Source organism: Pseudomonas sp. IAC-BECa141 (assembly GCF_020544405.1).
GTDB lineage: Bacteria > Pseudomonadota > Gammaproteobacteria > Pseudomonadales > Pseudomonadaceae > Aquipseudomonas.
In genome coordinates this window covers 977,589-999,106 of sequence record NZ_CP065410.1, presented here as the reverse complement: position 1 = coordinate 999,106, position 21,518 = coordinate 977,589, and the positions used below count along the sequence as shown (strand labels likewise).

18 protein-coding genes are annotated in these 21,518 nt (G+C 61.5%); 7 read left to right on the top strand and 11 right to left on the bottom strand.

The annotated features are described in order from the left end of the window. Nucleotides 1-21: 21 nt before the first annotated feature. Nucleotides 22-546, top strand: a complete 525-nt coding sequence (yjgA, locus tag I5961_RS04350) for a ribosome biogenesis factor YjgA (protein ID WP_085698452.1) — start codon at nucleotides 22-24, stop codon at nucleotides 544-546. Nucleotides 547-597: 51 nt separating this feature from the next. On the opposite strand, the gene tldD is transcribed toward yjgA, so the two are convergent. The 8 genes from tldD to mreB all read right to left on the bottom strand — a co-directional run bounded on the left by tldD (nucleotide 598) and on the right by mreB (nucleotide 11,951). After that, entirely contained in the window at nucleotides 598-2,040 is a 1,443-nt protein-coding gene (gene tldD / locus I5961_RS04345) for a metalloprotease TldD (protein WP_085702469.1), read from the bottom strand. Nucleotides 2,041-2,045: 5 nt separating this feature from the next. Then, the gene (locus tag I5961_RS04340) at nucleotides 2,046-2,906 is read right to left on the bottom strand and encodes a carbon-nitrogen hydrolase family protein (RefSeq protein ID WP_085698450.1); all 861 of its coding nucleotides are present in this window, start codon (nucleotides 2,904-2,906) and stop codon (nucleotides 2,046-2,048) included. 58 nt (nucleotides 2,907-2,964) lie between these two features. Further along, entirely contained in the window at nucleotides 2,965-6,768 is a 3,804-nt protein-coding gene (locus I5961_RS04335) for a YhdP family protein (protein WP_227234453.1), read from the bottom strand. 75 nt (nucleotides 6,769-6,843) lie between these two features. Beyond that, nucleotides 6,844-8,301 (bottom strand): ribonuclease G, encoded by a 1,458-nt coding sequence (rng, locus tag I5961_RS04330; RefSeq protein WP_007953605.1) that lies wholly within the window; start codon nucleotides 8,299-8,301, stop codon nucleotides 6,844-6,846. Between the two features lie 57 nt (nucleotides 8,302-8,358). Next, nucleotides 8,359-8,955, bottom strand: coding sequence for a Maf family protein (locus I5961_RS04325; RefSeq protein ID WP_085698448.1), 597 nt, complete (start codon nucleotides 8,953-8,955; stop codon nucleotides 8,359-8,361). A 199-nt stretch (nucleotides 8,956-9,154) separates the two neighbouring features. Further along, a complete protein-coding gene (gene mreD, locus I5961_RS04320; RefSeq protein ID WP_064593386.1) occupies nucleotides 9,155-9,646 on the bottom strand; it encodes a rod shape-determining protein MreD in 492 nt (163 codons plus the stop codon). Continuing rightward, a complete protein-coding gene (gene mreC, locus I5961_RS04315; protein ID WP_227235563.1) occupies nucleotides 9,646-10,773 on the bottom strand; it encodes a rod shape-determining protein MreC in 1,128 nt (375 codons plus the stop codon). Before mreC ends, mreD begins: the two co-directional genes overlap by 1 nt. A 140-nt stretch (nucleotides 10,774-10,913) precedes the next feature. Beyond that, a complete protein-coding gene (mreB, locus tag I5961_RS04310; RefSeq protein WP_002555108.1) occupies nucleotides 10,914-11,951 on the bottom strand; it encodes a rod shape-determining protein MreB in 1,038 nt (345 codons plus the stop codon). Between the two features lie 211 nt (nucleotides 11,952-12,162). Between mreB and gatC the strand changes: the two genes are divergently transcribed. The 6 genes from gatC (at nucleotide 12,163) to I5961_RS04280 (ending at nucleotide 17,395) form a co-directional block, all read left to right on the top strand. Next, on the top strand, nucleotides 12,163-12,450 hold the full coding sequence (gatC, locus tag I5961_RS04305; RefSeq protein ID WP_085698446.1) for an Asp-tRNA(Asn)/Glu-tRNA(Gln) amidotransferase subunit GatC: 288 nt from the start codon (nucleotides 12,163-12,165) through the stop codon (nucleotides 12,448-12,450). A gap of 16 nt (nucleotides 12,451-12,466) precedes the next feature. Then, a complete protein-coding gene (gene gatA / locus I5961_RS04300; protein ID WP_085698445.1) occupies nucleotides 12,467-13,918 on the top strand; it encodes an Asp-tRNA(Asn)/Glu-tRNA(Gln) amidotransferase subunit GatA in 1,452 nt (483 codons plus the stop codon). A 10-nt stretch (nucleotides 13,919-13,928) separates the two neighbouring features. Beyond that, nucleotides 13,929-15,374, top strand: a complete 1,446-nt coding sequence (gene gatB / locus I5961_RS04295; protein ID WP_085698444.1) for an Asp-tRNA(Asn)/Glu-tRNA(Gln) amidotransferase subunit GatB — start codon at nucleotides 13,929-13,931, stop codon at nucleotides 15,372-15,374. Nucleotides 15,375-15,538: 164 nt separating this feature from the next. Beyond that, nucleotides 15,539-15,913 (top strand): septal ring lytic transglycosylase RlpA family protein, encoded by a 375-nt coding sequence (locus I5961_RS04290; RefSeq protein ID WP_039769262.1) that lies wholly within the window; start codon nucleotides 15,539-15,541, stop codon nucleotides 15,911-15,913. A gap of 46 nt (nucleotides 15,914-15,959) precedes the next feature. Further along, nucleotides 15,960-17,021, top strand: coding sequence for a calcium/sodium antiporter (locus I5961_RS04285; protein WP_227235562.1), 1,062 nt, complete (start codon nucleotides 15,960-15,962; stop codon nucleotides 17,019-17,021). Then, a complete protein-coding gene (locus tag I5961_RS04280) occupies nucleotides 17,018-17,395 on the top strand; it encodes a carboxymuconolactone decarboxylase family protein (protein ID WP_085698443.1) in 378 nt (125 codons plus the stop codon). The genes I5961_RS04285 and I5961_RS04280 overlap by 4 nt, the downstream gene beginning before the upstream one ends. Before the next feature lie 50 nt (nucleotides 17,396-17,445). On the opposite strand, the gene I5961_RS04275 is transcribed toward I5961_RS04280, so the two are convergent. The 3 genes from I5961_RS04275 to I5961_RS04265 form a co-directional block, all read right to left on the bottom strand. Then, nucleotides 17,446-18,387, bottom strand: a complete 942-nt coding sequence (locus I5961_RS04275) for an AEC family transporter (protein ID WP_085702465.1) — start codon at nucleotides 18,385-18,387, stop codon at nucleotides 17,446-17,448. Nucleotides 18,388-18,571: 184 nt separating this feature from the next. Further along, nucleotides 18,572-20,125, bottom strand: coding sequence for a galactarate dehydratase (gene garD / locus I5961_RS04270; RefSeq protein ID WP_085702464.1), 1,554 nt, complete (start codon nucleotides 20,123-20,125; stop codon nucleotides 18,572-18,574). Between the two features lie 11 nt (nucleotides 20,126-20,136). Continuing rightward, on the bottom strand, nucleotides 20,137-21,501 hold the full coding sequence (locus I5961_RS04265; RefSeq protein WP_085698440.1) for an MFS transporter: 1,365 nt from the start codon (nucleotides 21,499-21,501) through the stop codon (nucleotides 20,137-20,139). Nucleotides 21,502-21,518: the final 17 nt, after the last annotated feature.

Sequence of the window (21,518 nt, the reverse complement as noted above, 5' to 3'; positions counted from 1 at the left end):
GTTTCTTTGCGGACTGCCACCATGGTTGATTCTTACGACGACTCCCTCGATACGGGAGAAAAAAGCAAATCCCAGGTCAAACGCGAGCTGCATGCTCTGGTTGACCTTGGCGAGCGCCTTACGACACTCAAGCCGGACCGGCTGGCCAAACTGCCACTGACCGACGCCCTGCGCCGGGCTCTGGCCGATGCGCCCAAACACGTTGCGCACATTGCACGTAAACGGCATTTGCAGTTCATCGGCAAACTCATGCGCGATCAGGACACCACCGCGATCCTTGAGCTGCTCGATCAACTCGATGCCTCTACCCGTCAGTACAACGAGCGGTTCCACAACCTCGAACGCTGGCGTGACCGCCTGATCGCCGGTGACGATGCCGTGCTGGAGAAATTCGTCGTCGAGTACCCGGACGCCGACCGCCAGCAACTGCGCTCCCTGATCCGTCAGGCTCAGCACGAGGTAGCGCATAACAAGCCTCCTGCCTCGAGCCGTAAAATCTTCAAGTACATCCGTGAGCTGGACGAGACTCAACGCGGTCTGCGTTGATATTCGCCACCGGGTGGCCGCACTGCGCGCCACCCGAAGCTCCATCCCTTCTTACGCGCCCGTGCCACCCACGGTGATCGCATCGATCTTCAGCGTCGGCTGACCGACACCTACCGGCACCGACTGGCCGTCCTTGCCGCAAGTCCCCACACCGCTGTCCAGCGCCAGATCGTTACCGACCATCGACACCCGGCTCATCGCTTCCGGACCGTTGCCGATCAACGTTGCGCCTTTAACCGGTGCGGTGATCTTGCCATCCTCGATCAGGTAAGCCTCGCTGGTGGAGAACACGAACTTGCCGCTGGTGATGTCGACTTGACCGCCGCCGAGGTTGGCGCAGTAGATACCCTTCTTCACCGAGGCGATGATTTCCGCCGGATCGCTCTGGCCGCCGAGCATGTATGTGTTGGTCATCCGCGGCATCGGCAGGTGCGCGTAGGATTCACGGCGACCGTTACCGGTGCGGGCCACGCCCATCAGCCGCGCATTGAGCTTGTCCTGCATGTAGCCCTTGAGTACGCCGTTTTCGATCAGCGTGGTGCACTCGGTCGGGGTGCCTTCGTCGTCGACGCTCAGGGAACCGCGACGACCGGCCAACGTGCCGTCATCGACGATGGTGCAAAGTTTCGAGGCAACCATTTCACCCATGCGACCGCTGTAGGCCGAACTGCCCTTGCGGTTGAAGTCGCCTTCCAGACCGTGACCCACCGCTTCGTGCAGCAGCACGCCGGACCAGCCCGAGCCCAGAACAACCGGCAATGTGCCGGCGGGTGCCGGAATCGCTTCCAGATTCACCAGCGCCTGACGCAACGCTTCACGGGCATAGCCCATGGCGCGGTCTTCGGCGAGGAAATAACGGTAGTCGGTACGCCCACCGCCGCCGTGGCCGCCACGCTCGCGACGACCGTTCTGCTCGACGATCACGCTGACGTTGAAACGCACCAGCGGACGCACATCGGCAGCCAGGCCACCGTCGGTCGAAGCCACCAGAATACGTTCCCAGACCCCGGCCATGCTTACGCTCACCTGCTGGATACGCGGGTCTAGGGCGCGGGTCGCCACGTCGATGCGCTTGAGCAGGTCAACTTTTTCAGCGCGGCTGAGCACTTCCAGCGGATTATCCGGCGCATACAGCTGGGCGACGTCCTGGGCGCTGAACGCCTGCACCGTGCCGTTCTGCCCGGCGCGGGAAATCGAACGGGCCGCACGGGCCGCTGCGCCGAGGGCTTCGAGGGTGATCGCGTTACTGTAGGCGAAACCGGTTTTCTCACCGGACTGCGCACGCACGCCGACACCCTGGTCGAGGTTGAAACTGCCTTCCTTGACGATGCCGTCTTCCAGCGACCAGGACTCGGAAATCTGCCCCTGGAAATACAGGTCGGCCGCATCGATGCCTGGGCCCGCCAGATCACCGAGTACGCCTTGCAGACTCTCGATCGTCACGCCGCCGGGCGCCAACAGGTGATCACTGACTGAGGACAACAACTCGCTCATAGGTTTTACGCCTTAAATTCGTGTTCTGAAGCAGGTCGCTGTGCGCCCTGCGAAAAAAACCGCCGATGACCCGTCACCGGCATTCGCGCCCGGATGGACGCTTGTTCACTGCTGTCGCGCTCGGCCAACAGCACGGCTTCGCCTCGTTCCTGTTGCGCCAGCACGCGCCCCCACGGATCGACAATCGCCCCGTGGCCAAAGGTTTCACGCGGCCCCGGATGCGTTCCGCCCTGAGCGGCCGCCAGCACATAGCACTGGGTTTCAATGGCCCGCGCGCGGATCAGCACATCCCAGTGCGCCGCCCCCGTCACAGCGGTGAAAGCCGACGGTGCGGTAATCAGTTCAGCCCCGGCAGCGCGCAATTCGCTGTACAGCTCCGGGAAGCGCAGGTCGTAACACACCGTCAGACCCAATCGCCCGACCGGCGTATCCGCGACCACCACGCCACTGCCATAAGCATAGTCATCGGATTCGCGGTAACGGCCGCGATTGTCCGCTACGTCAACATCGAACAGGTGCAACTTGTCATAGCGGGCAACGATTTCACCCTGATCGTTCACCAGCAACGAGCAGGCATGGGACTTGGCCTCAGGCTGCCCCATTGGCGGCAACGGCAAGGTGCCGGCCACAATCCATAACCTGAGGTCGCGGGCGGTCTGTTTCAACCACGGCAGGATCGGGCCATCGCCAAGCGCTTCGGCCCGGCCGATATCGGCGATGTCGCGACGCCCCATGGCCGCGAAATTTTCCGGCAGCACGGCCAGCTTCGCGCCGGCACTGGCTGCTTGTTCGAGCAAACGTCGGGCATCGCGCAGATTGGCCAGCACATCGCTTTGGCTGACCATTTGAATCACCGCTAAAGACATGGCGCACTCCGCAAGAGATATGCGGCCATGCTACTCCATCGGTTCAGAGGGTGGCTGTTCAAAAAGGCTTGTCGAAGGTGATTTTCGGCTCTTTCCAAGGCCCTTTGACGGTGTATTTGACGCTGGCGAAGCGCGCCACGCGATCGCCGATCAGCTTGTCGATCAGGAACAAGGCACCGCCGACTGCCGGCGCGCCGACAATCAGCGCGGCAATCGGCAGGTTGTTGGTCACCGGCAACGTCACCAGCAATTTGGCATCCACTTTGTCGCCCACCAGATCCAGCGTGCCATCCAGTTCCAGGTTGCTCGAAGGGCCGGTCAACTTGATCGGCTCTTTCGTGACATAGACGCCGTTGGTCGCCTCCAACAATCCCTTCACCCGGTCATAGCTCAAGCCTTTGCCGAACAGATCGGAGAAGTCGAGACGCAAACGCCGGCCAATGGAGTTGAAGTTGAGCAGACCGAATACGCGCAATGCCTGAGCCCCGCCCTCCACTTCGACAAACTGACCTTTGTTCAACGACGCATCGAGGGTGCCGGAGAAACGTTTGGTCGCCAGCCACGCCGGCGAACCCGGCCATCGGCCATCGACATCCATGTGGAATTCTTCGCTGGTCACGCTCGGCGCAAAACCCCAGCCCTTGAGCACATCGGCGAGGTTCTTGCCGCCGATCCGCCCCTTGTACCAACTGGTCGTGGCACCGGGCGCACCTTCCCAGCCACCGCTGCCCTGCAAGAGAATGCCCTTGAGACCCAGATCAAGGCTGTTCAGGGCGATGCCCTTGGCGGTCGGCCGAACCTTGAGCGACCAGCCACCGACCAGGTCCTGGCCCAGGAACAATTGATTGATGGTGATATCCAGCGCCGGAATCTTGCTCGGATCGACCGAAGCCAGTGGATCGGGCGCGTTTTCGTCGGCCTGCACCGTCGGGTCCGGCGCCGGCAACCGCACGTATTGCAGGTTCACCGCAATCGGCGCGCCCTTGGCGTCGGGAATGCCGGCCGTGCCTTTGGCCTGTTGACTGTCGAGGGCCAGAGCCCAGGCGCCAGGCTTGCGATTCACTTGCACTGCCGCCTGATCCAGCGTGGTGCCGAAGGCCGTGAGTTTGCCGATCTTGAAGTCCGCGCTGCTGAGCAACTGCTTGGCATTGCCGCCTGGATCCTGACCAGCGTACTTGTCCAGCAGATCCTGCCAGGGTTTGACGTCCAGCTCGGACAACACGCCGCGTATCCGCAAACCTTTGTTACCCGGCAACACCGCTTCGCCGGCGCCGAGGAACAATTCGCCACGGCCATCGGCAAAATTGTCCGGTGGCGCAGCGAAGGTGAAGTTGGCCAGTTGATCGTAATTGACCCAGTAACGCCGCTCCTGTCCCTGCAACGTCATGCGGAACACCGTGTCACGCCCGACATCGGCGGCCATGCCGAACGGTGCCGGCAAATCCACCGCCACACCCTTCATGCTGGAACTGACCATCAATTGGCTGTCGGCACCGTCCAGATTCACCTGCAGCTGATATGGAAGGGTCCCGGACACCGGCAACGGCTGAGTCACGCCCAGCCAGTCGGTGAGTTTCTTGACCTCGACCTGCCCTGACGCTGCCACCCGGGTCTTGAGTTTGCCGGGTCCGCCGTCGGCGAAAATTTGCGCGGTGACCGGTTTGTCGAAGGCCCGGGCACTGATGTTCTGCCCGCTCAGGCCCTTGGCGCTGTCGAAGCGGAAATCACCCTTGAGCTGGCTCAGTTCGAGCTTCGGCTCCGCCAGTTTCAATTGCGCATTGGCAGTTTTGAAATCGACGAGGATTTTCGGCTGATCGCCCTTGGCCAACGGCACATCGAGCTTGAGCGTACCTTGCAGATCGCCCTCGCCTTCCCAGCCGGCGAAGGTGTCGGCGGTGCCGATCGGCGCTTCCTGAAGAATCTTCAAGCCATCGCCCAGCCCGCCGGCAAAGGTGCCGTCGAGGAACATATGGCTGTGCTCGCCGCTCGGCACATGGGGAATATTGACGAAGACATCGCTGACCTGAGTGTCGAGCAACTGGCCCTTGCTGGCGAGAATACGCACGCCGCTGTCTTCGATGAACACGTCACCGTCGACCTTGCTCACATGCGGCCAGCCCGGCTGGAACGCCAGTTCGGCGTCATGCACCTTGAAGAACAGACTGATGCTGCGATCAGCTTCCCCGGCGTTCTTGTTCAGCGAGCCCTGATACTGGAAGAACCCTTGATCCACTGCGCCCTTGAGAATCGCCGTACGCAGCCATTCGTCGAGTGCCGGGCTCAGGACTTGCGGCAGGTACTTGGCGGTATAACGACCGTCGCCGTCCACCAGACCGACCCGCAGGTCCATGTAGTCTTCCTGGCTGTGATCGAAATGCAGGCGGATCAGGAAGTCGCCAGCGATCTTGCCCTCCTCGCCGAGCACCTTCAGGTAGGGGGCGATCAGGGTGAAACCTTCTTTATCGAGCTTCCAGGTCAATCGGGCGTTGGCCTGAATGTATTGCCACGGCTTGGCAAAAATCGGATCGAGGTGCAGGACGAAATCCTTGCTGTCCATGCGCAGCTCGCCGCCGCCGAGGTTGCCGCTGAGACTGCCGCTGACGTTCCGGGCCGCCGGGGCGCCGTGATAGGCGTCGAAACCGACCTGATCAAGGTTGGCGGCGAAGCTGAATTTGCTGTCGTCGGTGGCGTTCGGCCGGAAATCCAGCAGCACGTTGCGCAGACCGCCGGTCACTTTCAGGCGCTCGACCACGGTGGCGAAGCCTTCGGGCAACGGGCCGAGGGCATTGAGCAAGGGCGTGATCGGCGTCAGGTCGAGCCGGTCGGCCTGCAAATGCCAGAGCTCTTCAGTCTTGTCCGTGGCAGCGGTCTGTTTGATCTGGACATGCGATTCCCAACGGGTTTCGCCGAAATTCATCGCCAGCGAATCAAGCGTGACAGTGGCTCCCTCCGGACCGCGCTGGAAGTAGCCGTTGAGCGCCAGATTGTTGATCTGGATCGGCTTGCGTTCGGCATAGGCGCCGGTCAGTTGCGGCGAATTGAGACGGATCGCAGCACTCTGCAACGCCCCTTCGCGCCAGTTAACCCACAGCTCCCCGCCGGCCTTGATCTCGGAGAAATTCCATTGTTGGGTCAGGCGCTCGGGCAGCCATTTCGACCAGTCGCTCTGCGGCAGGCTGACATAACCTTCCACTTCGCTGTTCTGCCAGTTGTTCGCACGAATCCGCGTGCGCAGGCTCAGCGCCACGGGCTGGCCGTCCGGCAGGGTCAACCGCGCATCGAGGCGCTGGCGGCTGGTGCCAGTTTTTAGATTGAGGCCGACATACGTGAAGGTCAGCGGTGCCTGTTCCCGCGGCTGCAAGGTCACCTGGCTGTCGAGCACCGACAGTTGCTGAATCATTTGCATGCGGTTGAACAGTTGCTCGGGATCCATGGGCTGATCCTGCTGCACCGGCAGGCCTTCCAGCGCCCACTTTCCGTCTTCGCCTTCCTTGAGGCTGATCTTCAGGCCATTGAGTTCAAGGTGGGCGATTCGCACTTCGCGAGCCAGCAGACTGGCCCACAGATCCGGCACCGCACGCACCCGATCCAGGCGCAAGGCGTTGGCGCCGCTGCCGACCATCACGTCATGAGCCAGCAGGATCGGCGCAAATCCGCTCCAGTTGCCTTCCAGCTCGCCGATCTGCAGCGGCATGCCCAGGGCAGCACTGGCCTTGTCTTCGATATCCGCGCGGTATTCGGCCACCAGCGGCGTGAGTTCCCGGCCGAGACTGACGTACAACGCCATCAATACCAGAACCAACGCGCACAGGCCCAGACCCCAGCGGGTCAGTGCGGCCAAAATGCGTGTCAGACGTTCCATGTCAGTTGGCTCCCATGGCAAAAATACTGCAAAAAGCTGAGGCCAGCCGTTTCAGGAAAAGGGTGACGCAGGGATTCAGAGCAGCACCACGTCATATTGTTCCTGGGAATACATGGTTTCCACCTGAAAGCGTATGGTGCGCCCGATGAAACCTTCAAGCTCGGCCACGTTACCGGACTCTTCATCGAGCAGGCGATCCACCACTTTCTGGTTCGCCAGCACCCGATAACCCTCGGCCTGATAGGCCCGGGCTTCACGCAGGATCTCGCGGAAAATCTCGTAGCAAATGGTTTCCGGGGTTTTCAGCTTGCCCCGGCCCTGACAGCTGCTGCACGGTTCGCACAGCACTTGCTCGAGACTTTCGCGGGTGCGCTTGCGCGTCATCTGCACCAAACCCAACTCGGTGATACCGATGATGTTGGTCTTGGCGTGATCGCGCTCCAGCTGTTTCTCCAGAGTACGCAGCACCTGACGCTGATGCTCTTCATCTTCCATGTCGATGAAGTCGATGATGATGATCCCGCCCAGGTTGCGCAGGCGCATCTGCCGGGCGATCGCGGTCGCGGCTTCGAGGTTGGTCTTGAAGATGGTCTCTTCGAGGTTGCGATGACCGACAAACGCCCCGGTGTTCACATCGATGGTGGTCATGGCTTCCGCCGGGTCGATCACCAGATAGCCACCGGACTTCAGCGGCACCTTGCGCTCCAGGGCTTTCTGGATTTCATCCTCGACGCCATAAAGATCGAAGATCGGCCGTTCACCCGGGTAGTGCTCCAGACGATCGGCGATTTCCGGCATCAGTTCGGCAACGAACTGCGTGGTCTTCTGGAAGGTTTCCCGGGAGTCGATGCGGATCTTCTCGATCTTCGGGCTGACCAGATCGCGCAGGGTGCGCAGCGCCAGGCCGAGGTCTTCGTAGATGACGCTCGGTGCGCCGATGGTCTTGATCTGTTCGTTGATCTGATCCCAGAGGCGGCGCAGGTAGCGGATGTCCATCAGGATCTCATCGGCCCCGGCACCTTCGGCGGCAGTGCGCAGAATGAAGCCGCCGGCCTCCTTGATGCCTTCTTTGGCCACGCAATCGCTGACCACCTGTTTGAGACGTTCGCGCTCGGCTTCGTCTTCAATTTTCAGGGAAATGCCGACGTGGGCGGTGCGCGGCATGTACACCAGATAGCGCGACGGAATCGACAGTTGCGTGGTCAGCCGCGCGCCTTTGGAACCGATCGGATCCTTGGTGACTTGAACCACCAGGCTCTGGCCTTCGTGCACAAGGGCGCTGATGCTTTCCACCGCCGGGCCTTCGCGCAGGGAAATTTCCGAGGCGTGAATGAAAGCTGCGCGATCCAGACCGATGTCGACGAATGCCGCCTGCATGCCCGGCAGGACGCGCACCACCTTGCCTTTATAGATGTTGCCAACGATCCCGCGTTTTTGCGTACGCTCGACGTGCACTTCTTGCAGCACACCGTTTTCGACCACCGCCACGCGCGATTCCATCGGCGTGATGTTGATCAGAATCTCTTCACTCATGGCAGGGTCTCGTTCAGGCATGTTCACGATTATGGCCGCATCTTTTCCGTTCGACGCTCATTGCGCGTTCAGGGTTTGCCAACAGGGTATGCCGAAATGGCCGAGCAGTTCTGCGCTTTCGCACACCGGCAAGCCGACGACCGCCGAGTAACTGCCATTGAGGCCGGCAACGAACACCGCGCCGAGCCCCTGAATGCCGTAGCCACCCGCCTTGTCCCGAGGCTCGCCGCTGGCCCAGTAGGCGGCGGCTTCTTCGCGGCTGATCGACCGGAACCGCACCAGACTGCGCACCACACGCGACTCGCAGCGCTCGCCGTCGAGCACGGCAATCGCCGTCAGCACCTCGTGCTCCTTTCCGGACAGCATCATCAGCATGGCGCATGCATCGGCTTCGTCCACCGGTTTGCCAAGAATTTTGCCGTCCAGCACCACGGCGGTGTCGGCGCCCAGTACGCAAAACGCCACATCGGAAACGACCGTGCGCCGCCCGGCTTCGGCCTTGCCGCGCGCCAGGCGCTCGACGTAGGCCGATGGGGATTCATGGGCTAGAGGGGTTTCATCGATATCCGCGCTGATGGCGGTAAACGGGATGCCGATCTGCGTGAGCAATTCACGCCGACGCGGCGATCCTGAGGCGAGGTAAAGCGGCTTCATCAAGACATCTCCCTGTTTGGTGCCCGGCCTCGCAAATGCTGTTCCCTTTGGTCGGCGTCTGGTGTTGCCTACTGCGTTGCCGCTCCTCGCCATAGCACGCTATGACTCGTCACGGCGCCTTGTCTGGCAACAACAGCCACTCGCTCAAAAAGCTCTTCATTTGCGAGGCAAGCACTGGTACGGGCAAATGCCTGAGCGATCAGTTGATTTTGTAGCGACGGCGCAATCCACGCAGAGCGAAGCTGACCCATGGCCAGAGCAAGGCACTGACCAGTGCCGGCAGGACCAGCGCGAGAGTCGGCTGACGGTTGCCGGTCAAGGCACTGAGCCAAAGCTGTACCAGCTGGGCAAGGCCGAAGATCACCAGAATCACCAGGCTTTGCTGCCACATCGGGAACATTCGCAGACGTTGCTGCAATGAAAGCACCAGGAATGTGATCAGGGTCAGGATCAAGGCATTCTGACCGAGCAGGTCGCCCTGCAGCACGTCCTCGGCCAGTCCCAGGCAGAAAGCCGTGACCATGCCGACGGTGTGCGGCAGATACAAAGCCCAGAAAGTCAGGAGCAAGGCCAGCCACAGCGGGCGCAGGATTTCCATGAAAATGGGCAGTGGCGACACACTGAGCAGTATGCCGACAATAAACGTCAGCCAGACAATCCAGCCGTTCCGCGATGCGGTAGCCCCGACCATTATTCTTGCCTCCCGGTGGTAGCCGGCGCAGTGACTGGCGGTTTGGCCGCGGGTCGAGCCGCCGGTTGACTTGCCGGTGGTTTGCTGGCCGCTGGTGTAGCTGCAGGCGGTTTGCTTGCAGCGGGTTTGACCGGCGTGGTGCTGGCGGCAGGCGCAGCCGGTGTCGCCGTGGCAGGGGTTGCTGCTGCGGCTGCGGCAGGCGGTGTGACGATTTTCGGCACTGTGGCTGGAATCACCGGACCGCCACCGAAGGCATCAAGGTTTTCCTGCGCCTGCGCGGCATCATTGGCACGTTCTTCGGCGGTGCGGTTGTCACTGAATACCAGCAGCAGGTAACGGCTGCGGTTCAGTGCGGCGGTCGGCACAGCGCGAACAATGGCGAAAGGCTGGCCGGAGTCGTGGATGACTTCCTTGACCGTTGCCACCGGATAACCGGCCGGAAAACGCTGACCCAGGCCGGAGCTGACCAACAGATCCCCTTCCTTGATATCGGCAGTATCGGCAACATGGCGCAACTCAAGGCGCTCCGGGTTGCCCGTCCCACTGGCGATCGCCCGCAGACCATTACGGTTCACCTGCACAGGAATGCTATGAGTCGAGTCGGTCAGCAACAATACGCGGGAGGTGTACGGCATCAGCTCGACCACCTGCCCCATCAGACCGCGAGCATCGAGCACCGGCTGACCGAGCACCACGCCATCACGCTCACCTTTATTGATGATGATGCGATGGGTGAAAGGGTTGGGGTCCATGCCGATCAGCTCGGCCACTTCGACCTTCTCGTTGACCAGCGCGGAGGAATTGAGCAACTCGCGCAGACGGACGTTCTGCTCGGTGAGGGCGGCAAGCTTCTGCATGCGCCCCTGCAACAGCAGGTTCTCCGACTTGAGTTTTTCGTTTTCGGCGACGAGCTCGGTGCGACTGCCAAACTGGCTGGCGATACCTTCCCACAACCGTCCGGGCAGGTCAGTAATCCAGTAGGCGTCCATCAGCACCAGCGAGGCCTGGCTGCGTACGGGTTTAAGCAGGCTGAAACGCGCGTCAACGACCATCAGCGCGACCGATAGCACGGCCAGCACCAACAAGCGCACGCCCAGTGAGGGGCCCTTGGCGAAAAGCGGTTTAATAAGCCGCTCCTCCCAGGCAAATGTTCTGTTTATTCATACGGCATCAAACCGGCCTGGATGAAGACTGACAGAAGATAAACGCCAACAGGCAGCACTGCAAAGTGCTGCCTGCGCGCTCACCCACGTATTGCACCCGGCGATTATTCGCTGGAGAGCAGGTCCATGGTGTGCTTGTCCATCATTTCCAATGCACGGCCACCGCCGCGAGCGACGCAGGTCAGCGGATCTTCGGCAACGATCACCGGCAGACCGGTTTCCTGGGCCAGCAGCTTGTCGAGGTCACGCAGCAGCGCGCCACCACCGGTCAGCACCAGGCCACGCTCGGCGATGTCGGAAGCCAGTTCCGGCGGCGATTGCTCAAGAGCACTTTTCACGGCCTGAACGATAGTTGCCAGGGACTCTTGCAGAGCTTCCAGCACTTCGTTGGAGTTCAGGGTGAATGCGCGTGGAACGCCTTCGGCCAGGTTGCGACCGCGAACGTCGACTTCGCGAACTTCGCCGCCCGGGTAGGCTGTGCCGATTTCCTGCTTGATGCGCTCGGCGGTGGATTCGCCGATCAGGCTGCCGTAGTTGCGGCGCACGTAGGTGATGATCGCTTCGTCGAAGCGGTCTCCGCCAACGCGTACGGATTCGGCATAGACCACACCGTTCAGGGAGATCAGCGCGATTTCGGTAGTACCACCACCGATATCCACGACCATCGAACCGCGAGCTTCTTCAACCGGCAGGCCGGCACCGATTGCAGCGGCCATTGGTTCTTCGATCAGGAACACTTCACGGGCACCGGCGCCAAGGGCCGATTCGCGGATGGCACGACGCTCAACCTGGGTGGACTTGCATGGAACGCAGATCAGCACACGAGGGCTGGGCTGCAGAAAGCTGTTTTCGTGAACCTTGTTGATAAAGTATTGCAGCATCTTTTCGCAGACGCTGAAGTCGGCGATCACGCCGTCCTTCATCGGACGAATGGCAGCAATGTTGCCCGGCGTACGACCGAGCATGCGCTTGGCCTCGGTGCCGACAGCGACGACACTTTTCTGGTTACCGTGTGTCCGAATGGCCACAACCGATGGCTCATTCAGGACGATGCCGCGCTCGCGCACGTAAATAAGGGTGTTGGCAGTGCCCAGGTCAATGGAAAGATCGCTGGAAAACATGCCACGCAGTTTCTTGAACATGGGAAAGGGACCCTAGGCAACGCGTGGGTAAAAAAGTGCGGCAAACTCTAACAACGACAGGGATTTTGGGCAAGGCGCCAATATGTTAAATTGGCCGCTTTTCTGTGCACCAAGCCCCACAATCGCGGCCTTATGACCGTAGAAGTGCGGTAGTGTTCCGACAATCTAACACACGGACGCCGTCCGTCCTGTTTTCCACTGGAGAAACCCGATGGCGCTAGAACGCTCCGACGTGGAAAAAATCGCTCATCTGGCCAGCCTTGGCCTTAATGACGCCGATCTTCCACATATCACTTCGGCCCTCAACAGCATTCTCGGGCTGGTCGACGAAATGCAGGCGGTCGATACCGACGGTATCGAGCCGCTGGCCCACCCGCTGGAAGCCAGTCAGCGCCTGCGCGCCGACGTCGTGACCGAAAGCAATAACCGCGAGGCTTATCAGTCCATCGCACCAGCGGTCGAAAACGGCCTGTACCTGGTTCCGAAAGTCATCGACTAAAGGGAAAGAGCCTGCAATGCATCAATTGACTCTGGCCGAGATCGCCCGCGGTCTCGCCGATAAAAAGTTTTCTTCCGAAGAACTGACCAAAGTCCTGCTGGCGCGCATTACCCAGCTCGATCCGCAGCTCAACAGTTTCATCAGCCTCACCGAAGAGCTGGCCCTCGAGCAGGCCAAAGCCGCCGACGTGCGCCGGGCCAATGGTGAGAGCGGCGCGCTGCTCGGTGCGCCGATCGCCCACAAAGACCTGTTCTGCACCCAGGGCATCCGCACCAGTTGCGGTTCGAGGATGCTCGACAACTTCAAGGCCCCGTACGACGCCACCGTGGTGTCGAAGCTGGCCGCCGCCGGCACCGTGACTCTGGGCAAGACCAACATGGACGAATTCGCCATGGGTTCGGCCAACGAGTCGAGCTGGTACGGCGCGGTGAAAAACCCGTGGAACCTGGAACACGTGCCGGGCGGTTCGTCCGGTGGTTCGGCGGCAGCAGTTGCCGCTCGTCTGCTACCGGCTGCCACGGCCACCGACACCGGCGGTTCGATCCGCCAACCGGCTGCCTTCACCAACCTCACCGGCCTGAAACCGACCTACGGTCGGGTGTCGCGCTGGGGCATGATTGCTTACGCCTCCAGCCTCGATCAGGGCGGCCCATTGGCTCGCACCGCCGAAGACTGCGCGATTTTGTTGCAAGGTATGGCCGGCTTCGATCCGAACGACTCCACCAGCATCGATGAGCCAGTGCCGGACTACACCGCCGGCCTGAACGGTTCGCTGCAAGGGCTGCGCATCGGTGTGCCGAAGGAATACTTCGGCGCCGGTCTCGACCCGCGCATCGCCGACCTGATCCAGAACAGCATCAAAGAGCTGCAGAAGCTCGGTGCCGTGATCAAGGAAATCAGCCTGCCGAACATGCAGCACGCGATTCCTGCGTACTACGTGATCGCCCCGGCAGAAGCGTCCTCCAACCTGTCGCGTTTCGACGGCGTGCGCTTCGGCCACCGCTGCGAAGACCCGAAGAACCTGGAAGACCTGTACAAGCGCTCGCGTGGCGAAGGCTTCGGGGCTGAAGTCCAGCGCCGGATCATGGTCGGTGCCTACGCGCTGTCCGCCGGTTACTACGACGCCTACTACCTGAAAGCGCAGAAGATCCGTCGCCTGGTGAAGAACGACTTCATGAGCGCATTTAACGAAGTCGACATCATCCTCGGCCCGACCACGCCAAACCCGGCCTGGAAACTCGGCGCCAAGAACAGCGACCCGGTCGCTGCCTACCTGGAAGACGTCTACACCATCACCGCTAACCTCGCGGGCCTGCCGGGCCTGTCGATGCCGGCCGGTTTTGTCGATGGTCTGCCGGTCGGCGTGCAACTGCTCGCTCCGTATTTCCAGGAAGGCCGCTTGCTCAACGTTGCGCACCAGTATCAGCTGAACACTGACTGGCACACCCGCACCCCAACCGGCTTCTGAGGAGACACACATGCAATGGGAAGTCGTGATCGGGCTGGAGATTCACACCCAGCTCACCACCCGGTCGAAAATCTTTTCCGGTAGTTCCACCACTTTCGGTTCCGAGCCGAACACCCAGGCCAGCCTGATCGACCTGGGCATGCCCGGCACCCTGCCGGTACTGAACCAGGAAGCCGTGCGCATGGCGGTGATGTTCGGTCTGGCGATTGACGCCGAGATCGGCCAGCGCAACGTGTTCGCCCGTAAAAACTACTTCTACCCGGATCTGCCGAAGGGCTACCAGATCAGCCAGATGGAATTGCCGATTGTCGGCAAGGGCCACCTGGACATCGCCCTGGAAGACGGCACGGTCAAACGCGTCGGCATCACCCGCGCGCACCTGGAAGAAGACGCCGGCAAGAGCCTGCACGAAGAATTCAGCGGTGCCACCGGCATCGACCTGAACCGTGCCGGCACGCCGCTGCTGGAAATCGTGTCCGAACCTGACATGCGCAGCGCCAAGGAAGCCGTGGCCTACGTCAAGGCGATCCACGCGCTGGTGCGTTACCTGGGCATCTGCGACGGCAACATGGCCGAAGGCTCGCTGCGTTGCGACTGCAACGTGTCGGTGCGTCCCAAAGGCCAGGTTGAATTCGGCACCCGCTGCGAGATCAAGAACGTCAACTCGTTCCGCTTCATCGAGAAGGCAATCAACTCCGAAATCCAGCGTCAGATCGACCTGATCGAAGACGGCGGCAAAGTGATCCAGCAGACCCGTCTGTACGATCCGAACAAGGACGAGACCCGTCCGATGCGCAGCAAAGAGGAAGCCAACGACTACCGTTACTTCCCCGATCCGGACCTGCTGCCGGTGGTCATCGAGGACTCGTTCCTCAACGACGTGCGCGCCACCCTGCCGGAACTGCCACCGCAGAAACGCGAGCGCTTCCAGACTGCGTTCGGTCTGTCGGCCTACGACGCCAACGTGCTGGCCACCAGCCGTGAGCAGGCGGACTACTTCGAGAAGGTCGCCAGCATCGGCGGCGACGCCAAACTGGCGGCGAACTGGGTGATGGTCGAGTTGGGCAGCCTGCTCAACAAGCAGAACCTGGACATCGAGGATTCGCCGGTTTCGGCCGAGCAACTGGGCGGCATGCTGCAGCGCATCAAGGACAACACCATCTCCGGCAAGATCGCCAAGGTGGTGTTCGAAGCGATGGCCAACGGTGAAGGCAGCGCGGACGAGATCATCGAGAAGCGCGGTCTGAAGCAAGTCACCGACACCGGTGCAATCTCCGCGGTACTGGACGAAATGCTCGCGGCCAACGCCGAGCAGGTCGAGCAATACCGTGCGGCAGACGAAGCCAAGCGCGGCAAGATGTTCGGCTTCTTCGTCGGTCAGGCCATGAAAGCCTCCAAAGGCAAGGCCAACCCGCAGCAAGTGAACGAACTGCTGAAAAGCAAGCTCGAAGGCTGACCACAATGGAGCCAGATCCAAAGCCTGGCTCCATTCCCTGTGGGAGTGGCGGTTCGGCGCTCCGACTTGCCCGCGAAGGCGTCGTGACATTCAACATTGATGCTGAATGTGACGGCTTCTTCGCGAGCAAGCTCGCTCCCACATTGTTATTTGGGAGCTTTTGAATGAAACGTCTGCTCGGCGCCTGCGCCCTGCTCTCTTTGCTAGCCGGTTGCGCCAGCACCGACACCATCGACCCGCACGGTTACGACCAGACCGGCGTCGCCTCCTATTACGGTGCCAAGCACCACGGTAAACGCACCGCCAGCGGCGAAGCGTTCAACCAGAATTCCCTGACCGCCGCCCACCGCCAGTTGCCGTTTGGCACGCGAGTGAAGGTCACCAACCTGAAAAACGATGAATCCGTCGTGGTCCGCATCAACGACCGCGGCCCGCACACCCGTGGCCGCCTGATCGATGTTTCACGTGCGGCGGCCGAACAGCTCGGTATGCTGCGCAGTGGAACCGCCCGTGTTCGGGTCCAGGCTCTCGACGACTGATGGAGCGCCCACCATTTTCGGATTGACCGACTTACCCCTGATCAGCGTGATCGAATTGCTCAGCGGGCTGTTCCTGCTGATCGCCGGCGCCGAACTGATGGTGCGCGCAGCCGTGCGCCTGGCCGCGCGCCTGCATGTACGACCGTTGATCATCGGCCTGACCATCGTTGCCCTCGGCAGCAGCGCTCCACAAATGGCCGTCAGCCTGCAGGCCGTGCAGGCGCACACACCGGACATCGCCGTCAGCAGCGTGATCGGCAGCAGTATTTTCAACATTCTTGTCACCCTCGGCCTGTCGGCGCTGATCATTCCGCTGCGGGTGTCGCGGCAACTGGTGCGCCTCGACATCCCGTTGATGATCGGCGCCAGCCTGCTGGTGTTCGTGCTGGCATGGAATGAAGAGCTCGGGCGCCTCGACGGCCTACTGCTGCTTGGCGCCCTGGGGCTTTACCTCGGGTTGTTGCTGCGCCAGTCGCGGCACTCGACCCGACCGCATTCCGATCAACCGCACGATCCGCAGGCGCCGTGGTTTACCAGCCTGCTGATGATTGTCGGCGGTCTGGGCATGCTGGTGTTCGCCGGGCACCTGCTGCTGGGTGCGGCCGTGGTCGTGGCCACCGACCTGGGATTCTCCGAACGGGTGATCGGTCTGACCGTGGTCGCGGTCGGCACCTCGCTGCCGGAGCTCGCCACCTCACTGATCGCCGCGCTGCGCGGCCAGCGGGACATTGCCGTGGGCAACGTGATCGGTGCCAACCTGTTCAATCTGCTTGGGGTGCTGGGCCTCACCGCACTGATCGCGCCGACGCCGCTGTCGGTCTCGCCGAACGCACTGGATTTCGACCTGCCGGTGATGCTCGGCGTCGCGGCGCTGTGCCTGCCGGTGTTCTATTCCGGTTATCGCGTGACTCGGGCTGAAGGCCTTTTGCTGCTTGGTTTGTATCTGGCTTACGGGCTGCACGTGGTGTCGTTCACCACCGGCATGCCACTGGCCGGCAAGCTTGAACGGTTGATGCTGTTTTATGTGCTGCCGACGCTGCTGACGTTTCTGTTTTTTACGTCCGTACGCGCCTGGCGCCGCCAACACCACAAGAGGGATGTGCCATGACCGAATCGAAGAAATCCGGGGTTGAAGTCCGCCGTCAGGTAATGGGCGACGCGTTTGTCGACCGCGCGCTGGGCAACGCCACCGAATTCACTCAACCGTTGCAGGATTTCGTCAACGAACACGCTTGGGGCGGCGTGTGGAATCGCGAAGGCCTGCCGCTGAAAACCCGCAGCCTGATCACTCTTGCCGCACTGACCGCGCTGAAGTGTCCGCAGGAGTTGAAGGGGCATGTGCGTGGTGCGCTGAACAACGGCTGCACGGTCGATGAGATCCGCGAAGCGCTGCTGCATTGCGCGGTGTACGCCGGCGTGCCGGCGGCAATCGATGCGTTCCGCGCGGCGCAGGAAGTGATCGATACCTACCAGAAACCCTGATTGACGGGCCTGTTCGCGAAGAGGCCCGAAAGATCAAGCCCGGTCTCGGGCTAGATCCACCCGCCCCACTGCAAGAAGAAGATCCCGATGTTGGTGGTGATCGCCGCCATCAACGTGGTCAGCACGATGATCGCCGCCGCCAGTTCATGGTTGCCCTGCGCGGCACGGGCCATGACGAAACTGGCGGCGGCGGTCGGGCTGCCGAAGTACAGAAACAGAATCCCCAGCTCCGCCCCGCGAAAGCCCCACAGCCATGCACCCAGCGTGGCGATCACCGGCAGGCCGATCATCTTCACCAGACTCGAACTGAGCGCCATGTTGCCGCTCTTGCGCAGCGCCGCCAGCGACAGCGTACCGCCGATGCAGATCAGGGCCAGCGGCAGCGTGGTCTGCGCCAGGTACTGACCGGAGGTTTCCAGCCAGCCCGGCAGACCGATCTTGAAATAAGCGAACGGTGCCGCTGCGATCACGCTGATGATCAGCGGATTGCTGACCACGCTTTTGCAGATGCTCCACGGATCGGACTTGATCACCGGGCTGTACACCGCCAGCACGATGGTCGACAGGGTGTTGTAGAACAGGATCACCAGCGCCGCGAGAATCGCCCCGAGGGAAATTCCGTAGTCGCCGTACATGCTCGCCGCCAGCGCCAGGCCGATCACCCCGTTGTTGCCGCGAAACGCGCCTTGGGTGTAGATGCCACGATCTTCGCGCGGACAGCGAAAAATCGCCCAGCCCCAGGCCACGGCAAAACTGACCAGCGTGGCCAGTGCGAAATAGATCAGCAGCGCCGGTTGCAGCGCGGCGTGCAGGTCGGCATGCAGGATGCCGAGAAACAGCAGCGCCGGCATGGTGACGTTGAACACCAATGACGAAGCCGTGTGGATGAAGTTGTCGTTGATCCAGTCGATGCGCTTGAGCAGCACACCGAGAAACAGCATGGCAAACACCGGCGCGGTGATGTTCAAGGTTTCGAGGAAGATAGCCAGCATGCCGGGGAGCCTTGGAGGTGAGCGTCGTCAGGGGGCCAATGATAAGCCACTTTCACCCTGATCGTTCCCACGCTCTGCGTGGTAACGTCTCCTGTGACGCTCCGCGTCACGCTGTTGGGACGCGGAGCGTCCCGGGCTGCATTCCCACGCGGAGCGTGGGAACGATCAACACCCCTCAAGCAGATCAAGTGATCGGCGCCGGATTGAACAACGTAATGTCGTTATGCAGCTTGTGCTTCTCCGCCCACGTCTGCTGCTTGCCGCTCGCCACATCCAGGTAGTAGTGGAACAGCTCCCAGCCCAACTCTTCGATGGACGCGCGTCCGGTAGCAATCCGCCCGGCATCGATGTCGATCAGATCCGGCCAGCGCTGCGCCAGTTCGGTACGGGTCGAAACCTTCACCACCGGCGCCATGGCCAGACCATAAGGCGTACCACGTCCGGTGGTGAACACATGCAGGTTCATCCCCGCCGCCAGTTGCAACGTGCCGCAGACAAAATCACTCGCCGGCGTCGCACAGAAAACCAACCCCTTCTGCTTGAAGCGTTCCCCCGGGCCGAGCACGCCGCTGATCGCACTGCTGCCGGACTTCACGATCGAGCCCAACGACTTCTCGACAATGTTCGACAACCCGCCCTTCTTGTTGCCCGGCGTGGTGTTGGCGCTGCGATCCGCCTCGCCCTTGGCCAGGTATCGGTCGTACCAGTCCATCTCGCGCACCAGTTCCTCGGCAACGGTTTTGCTCTGCGCCCGTGAGGTCAGCAGGTAAATCGCGTCGCGCACTTCGGTGACTTCGGAAAACATCACCGTCGCCCCCGCCCGCAGCAGCAAGTCGGAGGCGTAACCCAGCGCCGGGTTGGCGGTGATCCCGGAAAACGCATCGCTGCCGCCGCATTGCATGCCGAGGATCAGCTCGGACGCCGGCACGGTTTCCCGGCGGCGCTGGTCGAGTTTCTTCAAGCGGGTTTCGGCCAGTTGCATGATCTGTTCGATCATCTCGGTGAAACCGTGACTGGAATCCTGCAAGCGATACAGCCAAGGCTCGCTCAGATCCACCGACGCATCGTCTTCGTGCATGACCTGACCGGCCTGCAGTTTCTCGCAGCCCAGGCTGATCACCAGCGCCTCGCCACCGAGGTTCGGGTTGCGCGCCAGATTGCGCACGGTACGGATCGGGATGTAGGCGTCGGTGGCCGTGATCGCCACGCCGCAACCGTAACTGTGGGTCAGCGCCACCACGTCATCGACATGTGGATACTTCGGCAACAGTTCATCCTTGATGCGTCTGACCGCGTGATCCAGTACCCCGGTGACGCACTGCACGGTGGTGGTGATCCCGAGGATGTTGCGCGTGCCGACGGTGCCGTCGGCATTGCGATACCCCTCGAATGTGAAGCCTTCCAGCGGCGCCTGGGCGGCCGGCACATCGGTGGACAGCGGAAGGCTGTCCAGCGGCGGCGCGGTCGGCATGCGCAATTGATCTTCCTTGACCCAACTGCCACGGGGAATCGGCTGCAACGCGTAGCCAATGATCTGGCCGTAACGAATCACCGTGCCGCCCTCGGGGATGTCCACCAGGCTGACCTTGTGACTCTGCGGCACGAAATCCACCGTCACCAGGCCATCGGCGAAAGCGGTGCCGGCCGGAACGCCCTGGTCATTGACCACGACCACTACGTTGTCCCGCTCGTGCAGGCGGATGTAGCGCGGCGAGTCGGAATGTTCAATCAGCTGCATGACGCCGCTCCTCAGGAATGCGCTTGAGACAATTTACCGGTGATTTCGGAACCGCCACTGGTTGGCGGCTCTTTGAGTACCACACGCTTGATCGGGCCGACGATCACCAGATAGCTGAACACCGCCACCAGCGCGTTGGCGCCGACAAACACCAGCGCCCACTTGAACGAACCGGTGGAGCTGATGATGTAGCCGATGACGATCGGGGTGGTGATCGACGCGATGTTGCCAAAGGTGTTGAACAGGCCACCGCTCAGACCGGCGATCTGTTTCGGCGAGGTGTCGGACACCACCGCCCAGCCCAGCGCGCCGACGCCTTTGCCGAAGAACGCGAGGGCCATGAAGCCGACTACCATCCATTCAACGTCGACATAGTTGCAGGCCACGATGCTGCTCGACACCAGCAGACCGGCAATGATCGGCGCCTTGCGGGCGAAGGTCAGCGAGTGGCCCTTGCGCAGCAGGTAATCGGAAATCACCCCGCCGAGAACACCGCCGATAAAACCGCAGATCGCCGGCAACGAGGCAATGAAACCGGCCTTGAGGATGGTCATGCCGCGCTCTTGCACCAGGTACACCGGGAACCAGGTCAGGAAGAAATAGGTAATGCCGTTGATGCAGTACTGGCCCAGGTAAACGCCAAGCATCATGCGATTGGTCAGCAACTGGCGGATGTAATCCCATTTCGGGCCGTCAGCCTTTTTGCCTTGCTTCTGATCCATGTCGACCATGCCGCCGTTGTCGGCGATGAACTTCACTTCCGCTTCGTTGGCCATCGGGTGCTGGCGCGGGCTGTGGATAATCTTGAGCCAGACCAGCGAGAACACGATGCCGAGCAGGCCCATGACGATGAACACATGCTCCCAGCCGAAGGTGAACACGATCCAGCCCATCAGCGGCGCGAACAACACCGTCGCAAAGTACTGCGCCGAGTTGAAGATTGCCGAAGCGGTGCCGCGTTCCGCGGTCGGGAACCAGGCCGCCACAATGCGCGCGTTGCCGGGGAACGAAGGCGCCTCGGCCAACCCCACGAGGAAGCGCAACATGAACAGCGCCACAACGGCCGTGGACATGCCGAACTCACCGACGAAGCCTTGCAGCACGGTGAACAGCGACCAGGTGAAGATGCTCAGGGCATAGACTTTTTTCGAGCCGAAGCGATCGAGCAGCCAGCCACCGGGAATTTGCCCGGCCACGTAGGCCCAACCGAATGCAGAGAAGATGTAGCCGAGGGTGACCGCGTCGATGCCGAGGTCTTTTTGCAGACTGGAGCCGGCGATCGCGATGGTGGCGCGGTCGGCGTAGTTGATCGTGGTCACCAGAAACAGCATGAGCAGGATCAAATAGCGGACGTGAGTCGGCTTGGACGATTGCATGTAGATGTACTCCCACT